Origin of the sequence: Massilia alkalitolerans DSM 17462 (assembly GCF_000427785.1) — a bacterium.
Classification (GTDB): domain Bacteria; phylum Pseudomonadota; class Gammaproteobacteria; order Burkholderiales; family Burkholderiaceae_D; genus Telluria; species Telluria alkalitolerans.
The window spans coordinates 1-5,937 of record NZ_ATYR01000063.1; the positions used below are offsets into that span (position 1 = coordinate 1).

3 protein-coding genes and 1 rRNA gene are annotated in these 5,937 nt (G+C 64.3%); 3 read left to right on the top strand and 1 reads right to left on the bottom strand.

What is annotated here, in order from left to right; all coding sequences use genetic code 11:
- The first annotated feature begins 506 nt into the window (after positions 1-506).
- From YWC_RS0126635 to YWC_RS0126645, 3 genes are all read left to right on the top strand, one after another.
- The gene (locus tag YWC_RS0126635) at positions 507-917 is read left to right on the top strand and encodes a DUF2061 domain-containing protein (RefSeq protein ID WP_027868072.1); all 411 of its coding nucleotides are present in this window, start codon (positions 507-509) and stop codon (positions 915-917) included.
- Between the two features lie 128 nt (positions 918-1,045).
- Positions 1,046-3,982 carry a response regulator gene (locus YWC_RS0126640; protein ID WP_027868073.1) on the top strand — a complete coding sequence of 979 codons (2,937 nt, stop codon included), beginning with the start codon at positions 1,046-1,048 and terminating at the stop codon, positions 3,980-3,982.
- 17 nt (positions 3,983-3,999) lie between these two features.
- Entirely contained in the window at positions 4,000-5,586 is a 1,587-nt protein-coding gene (locus YWC_RS0126645) for a response regulator (protein ID WP_027868074.1), read from the top strand.
- Between the two features lie 79 nt (positions 5,587-5,665).
- Here YWC_RS0126645 and rrf read toward each other — a convergent pair.
- Positions 5,666-5,778 (bottom strand): 5S ribosomal RNA (rrf, locus tag YWC_RS0126650).
- Between the last annotated feature and the right edge of the window lie 159 nt (positions 5,779-5,937).

The window sequence follows — 5,937 nt, forward strand, 5'->3', positions numbered from 1 at the left end:
CGGAGTCGCTCACTCAAGATACTGACCGTTATCTCATTNCTGAGACAACGCTTAATACTTTTGTGAACATTTGATAATTTAAGTATGCAGCTGAGCGAACCCAGCTGGCACCTTCATCAAACGCCCACACTTATCGACTGTTGATTGTTAAAGAACTGTTGTTCTGTACTACCTTGCTGCACCGTGCGAAGCGTTGTGTTCGTCAGCAGCAGAGAAGCGAGATTATGCGGTGTTCTGCGTTTATCGTCAAGCCCCTCTTTTTTCTCTTTCGCTGTCGCTGCTTTGAAAGCTGCGATGTGCGTCGAAGAAACGAGACTATAGCAAAACTCTAGTATGCAGCGCAAGTGGGCAGTATGTGAATGCGCCACAGTACCGCCCTCGCCCGGACCGCGCCGAGCAATAGCCTGAACCTATCAAATCCTTTGATTAAATTTGCTTTTAGCTATGAATGAGAATCGATATCATTTGGCGTACAGCAGTGCTAACGAAGCAGAGGAAGAGCAAGCATGGTCATCGCCGCCAAGAAAACCAGCCAGGTCATCACCCACATGGCGATCGCCTTCACTATCGCGTACGCCGTGACGGGCTCGGTCGTCTTCGGTGGACTGGCGATCGTCATCGAACCGCTCATCAATGTGTTGCTGCTCCCCTTGCACGAGCAGGCGTGGGCCGCCGTCCGTGCGCGCGCCCTGAACGAAGGTGAACGCTACCTGCGCATCGCTGCCGAGAAACTGAGCCAGACCGCTCTCCACATGGGTGTGGCCTTCGCAGTGATGTATGTTGCCACCGGCTCGCTTGCCTTCGGCGGCATGGCCGCGGTACTCGAACCGGTCTGCAACGTCCTGCTGCTTCCGGTTCATGACCGCTTCTGGAACAAGCTGGAACTGCGCGTCAACGGCGGCGCCCAGACCGCCTGATCATGGCATTGGCATACAGACAAAAGCCACTGACCGCTCAGTTTCCAGTGTTACACTGTCAACCTAGTGCGGACACGTTGTCCGTAACGTGGCCCTGGCGAGCTTCGCCTTCGACCAGATGAGGCAGTATGAGCAAGATCGTTTGGCCCGCTTCGCGTTCCGAAGCGGCCGAGCTGATTAGATCCCGGGACTGGAGCGCGACAACGCTCGGTCCCCTCGACAGCTGGCCAGCCACCCTGCGCACGCTGACCGACGTCGTCCTGCGCTCCCCGGCCGGCATGGCCCTGATCTGGGGCGACGACCGTATCCTCATCTACAACGACAGCTACGCACGGGTGTGCGGCAGCAAGCATCCGCAGGTCCTCGGCACCTCGGTGCTGGACGCCTGGCCGGATGCCCACGACTTCAACAAGGAAGTCTTCGATGCCTGTTTTGCCGGCGAAGAACGGGTCTTTCGCGACGCCCGCTTCGTCCTCGACCGTCACGGCGTACCGGAGGAGATCTGGTTCGACCTCTATTACGGTCCGGCCGTCGATGAGCACGGCGTCGTGCGCGGGGTGCTGGCAACCGTGCTGGAGACGACCGAGCGGGTACACAGCACACAGCAGCGGGAACGCCACGAAAGCCATCTCGAGCAGGTCAACAGCGACCTGGACGCCCTGCGCATCACGCTCGAGCAGGCCAACCGGCGCCTGTCCAGCGACATGGACTTCCTCAACACTCTGTTCCGCCAGGCGCCGAGCTTCATGGCGGTGCTTACCGGCCCGGAACACGTGTTCGCGCTTGCCAACGACGCCTACCTGAAACTGGTCCAGCAGCGCCCGATCCTCGGCAAGCCGGTGCGGTTCGCGCTGCCGGAACTCGATGGACAGGGCATCTACCAGCTGCTCGACGCTGTCTACACGAGCGGAGAGCCCTACCATGGCCGCAACCTCGAGGTCCAGCTGGACCGCGGCAACGGCCAGGACATGGAGCGCCGCATCCTCGACTTCGTCTACCAGCCGCTGAGGGATGCGAACGGCCGTATTCACGGCATCTTCGTCGAAGGCATCGACGTCACCGATCACGCGCTGACCGAGGAGCGGCTGCGTGTCGCGCAGGAAGCCGGCGGCGTCGGGACCTTCGAGTGGTACCCGAGCACCGGCAAGCTGGTGGTGTCGGATGCCTACCGCCACATCTGGGGCTTCGCTCCCGATATCGAGGTCACCGCCGACCTGCTGCTCAGCCGCGTCGACCCGTCCTGCCTGCACCTTGCCGGACCGAACCGCATCGGCAGCGAATCGAATCCGCTGCGCTACTCGGAATACCTGATCACCCGTGCCGACAACGGCGAACGGCGCTGGATCGCACGCCGCGGCGAAGCCGTGCCGAGCACGATTGCCGGCGAGCGACGCTACCTCGGCGTGGCCCTCGACATCACCGAGCGCAAACGCACGGAGGAAAACCTGCGGCAGGCCGAGGCGGCGCTGCGCGAACTGAACCACTCGCTGGAGCGCAAGGTCGTACTGGAAGAGGCCGAGCGCGCCAAGGCCGAGGATGCGCTGCGCCAGGCCCACAAGATGGAAGCGGTCGGCCAGCTGGCCAGTGGCGTGGCCCACGATTTCAACAACGTCCTGCAGATCATCTCCAGCAACCTGCAGCTGATGGAACTCGACGGGATCGGCAGCGTGCTCGGTGCGCGCGTGGCGAGCGCCGTTGCGGCCGTCGAACGCGGCTCGAAGCTGTCCTCGCAGCTGCTTGCATTTGCACGCCGCCAGCCGCTGCAGCCGGTGACCACCGACCTCGGACGCCTGCTCGCCGACATGGAGTCGCTGCTGCTGCGCGCGCTGGGCGACCGGATCGTGCTGGACCTGCGCCGCGCGCCGGGACTCTGGCATGCCAGGGTGGACCGCAACCAGCTCGAGAACGCCATCCTGAACATGGCGATCAACGCGCGCGACGCGATGGGCGGTAGCGGGCGCCTGGTGATCAGCGTCAGCAATGGCGAGGCATCCGCAGGCCAGGTGTGCCTGTCGATCACGGACACGGGCTGCGGCATGACGCCGGAAGTCCTCGCCAAGATCTTCGATCCGTTCTACACGACCAAGGCGCCTGGCGAAGGCACTGGCCTGGGCATGAGCATGGTGTACGGCTTCGTGAACCAGAGCGGCGGCGAGATCCGCATCGACAGCAGCCCGGGCGATGGGACGACGATCACGATCCTGCTGCCGCGCGCCGACGGCGAGGCGCTGCACGTACAGGCTGTGAGCGTGGCCCGCGTGCCGGGCGGCGACGAGACCATCCTGGTGGTCGATGACGACGAGGCGGTCGTGGCCACCACCACCGAGCTGCTCGCCGGCCTGGGCTACCGGGTGGTCGGCGCCGGGAGCGGACAGCAGGCGCTCGCCGTGCTCCAGTCCGGGATGCCGGTCGACCTGCTGTTCTCCGACCTCTCGATGCCGGGCGCGGTCGACTGCGCCTCGCTGGTGGCGCAGTGCCGGCACATCGCGCCGCGCACGCGTATCCTGCTGACCTCGGGCCAGTTGCCCGACACCTCCTTCGACGAAGCGATCGAGCTGCTGCCGAAACCCTTCAGCCGCGAGCGACTGGCGCAGACGATCCGCAGCCAGCTGGGTGCGAGCACGCTGTCGGTGCCGATGGCGGCGCCGGCGGTCGCGGACGACATCGTGCGCACGATCCCGTCCGCGCAGGATGACACGCAGCGCATTCTGGTGGTCGAAGACGATCCGGACACGCGCGAGCTGGCCTGCGAGCTGCTCGCGGCGCTCGGCCATGCGGCCAGCGGCAGCGGCTCGGCCGAACATGCGCTCATGCTGCTGAACGAACATGAGGTCGACATTCTCTTCACCGACCTCAAGCTCCCACGCCTGTCCGGCCTCGAGCTGGCGGCGCGGGCGATCGCGATGCGCCCCATGCTGCGCGTGATCCTTACCTCGGGCGAGGGGAACAACGTGCGCGTTGCGCCCGACAGCGGCATCATCGTGCTGCCCAAGCCCTACGATCTGCTGCAGCTCGAACAAAGCATCGCGCAGGCGATGCTCGAAGCGGGCGAGACTCTTCAATAAGACCACGCCAGGACAAGATGCTCACCAAAACGACCGAAACCCGGGTCCTGCTGATCGACGATCACCTGATCAATGCGGACCTCGTCGGCGGCATGCTGGCGGACGAACCCGGCATCGTGCTCGAATACCAGCAGGATCCGTCGCGGGCGCTCGAGACGGCGCTGGCATTCGCGCCGACCGTGATGATGGTCGACCTGCACATGCCGTTGATCGACGGGCTGGAAGTGATCCGCACCCTCAAGCAGGATCCGCGCGTGGCCGAGGTGCCGATCATCATGCTGTCGTCGAACACCAGTCCGCGCGTGAAGGCGAGCGGTTTCGAGGCGGGAGCGATCGATTACCTGGTGAAGTGGCCGGACCGTGTCGAACTCGCGGCGCGCCTGCTGGCGCACGCGCGTGCCTATCGCGCGACCCGGGAACGCGACCGGGCGCTGGAGGCGCTGCGCGCGAGCCAGGCCGAGCTCTTCGCACGCACGCACGAGCTGGCCCGGGCACAGGCGTCGCTGCACGAAGCCGAAAAAATGGAAGCGATCGGCCAGCTGACGAGCGGCGTGGCCCACGATTTCAACAATGTGCTTCAGCTGATCAACGGGCACCTGCAGCTGCTGCGGGTGGCGCACCGCGCCGACGAGCGGACGGTGAAGCGCCTGGAAGCAGCCTCCGAAGGCGTGCGCCGCGGCGCCCAGCTGGCTTCGCAGATGCTGGCCTTCGCGCGCCGGCAGCCGCTTGCGCCGCTGGCCCTGGATGTGGGCCGGCACCTGCGCAGCATGGAAGGCACGATCCGCCAAACCCTGGGCGGACATGCGCTCACGCTGTCGCTCGGCGACGGCCTGCAGGCCTGCGTCGATCCGGCCCAGTTCGAGAGAACCATCCTGCATCTGGTGCAGAACGCGGCGGAAGCCATGGACAAGGACGGTTGGCTCGAGGTGACGGCCGACGCGGCGCACCTGCCGGGGCATACCCAGGCCGACGAGGCACCGGGCTACCTGCGCGTTCGCCTTGCGGACAACGGCGCCGGCATGGACGAAGAGGTCCAGCGGCGCGCCTTTGAACCCTTTTTCTCGACCAAGGCGGGCCGGCGCAGTGCCGGCCTGGGATTGAGCCTGGCCTTCGGCTTCGTGCGACAAAGCGGCGGGCAGATCGAGCTGGCGAGCGTGGCCGGCAGCGGGACGACCGCGAGCATGTACTTTCCGCTGCTGCGGGCGGCCGCGGTGGAAGCGGCGCCCGCAGCGGCGCCTGTCTCCCTACGGACCGTGCTCGTCGTGGAAGACGAAGCGCCTGTGCGACAGGTCAGCGTCGAGGTGCTGCGCAAGCTCGGACTGTGCGTGCTCGAAGCAGCGGACGGCGAGACGGCGCTGGGCATGATCCGCCAGCGGCTGCCGATCGATCTCGTCTTCACCGACCTGGTCATGCCCGGCGAGGTGCGCGGACAGGATCTGGCGGTGGCAATGGCCGACTACCTGCCGCAGGCGAAGCTGCTGTTCGCATCGGGCTATCCGGGCGAAGGCGGCGCGGACGACGAGATCCTCGGGCGCAATCACCTGTTGCGCAAGCCGTACCGGCTCGAGGAGATGACGCGGCTGGTGCAGCAGTTGCTGGAGTGAGGATCCGAACGGGCAGGTTTTAGCCCTACAAAGCAAAAAACCCCACCGGAATCATCTGGTGGGGTTTTTCATATAACTAGCCTGACGATAACCTACTTTCACACTGGTTGCAGCACTATCATCGGCGCAAAGTCGTTTCACGGTCCTGTTCGGGATGGGAAGGGGTGGGACCGACTTGCTATGGTCATCAGGCTTTGACTTGTCGTGAGATTTGACCACATGGTCAAACTTCACCAATCTTGGAAGAAGTAAGTTCTTGTTGTTCTTGGGGTAGCAGTATCAACAAACTGCAGCTGTATTCTTGACTTGTCTATAGCCTACCAAGGTTATAGGGACAAGCCGTACGGGCAA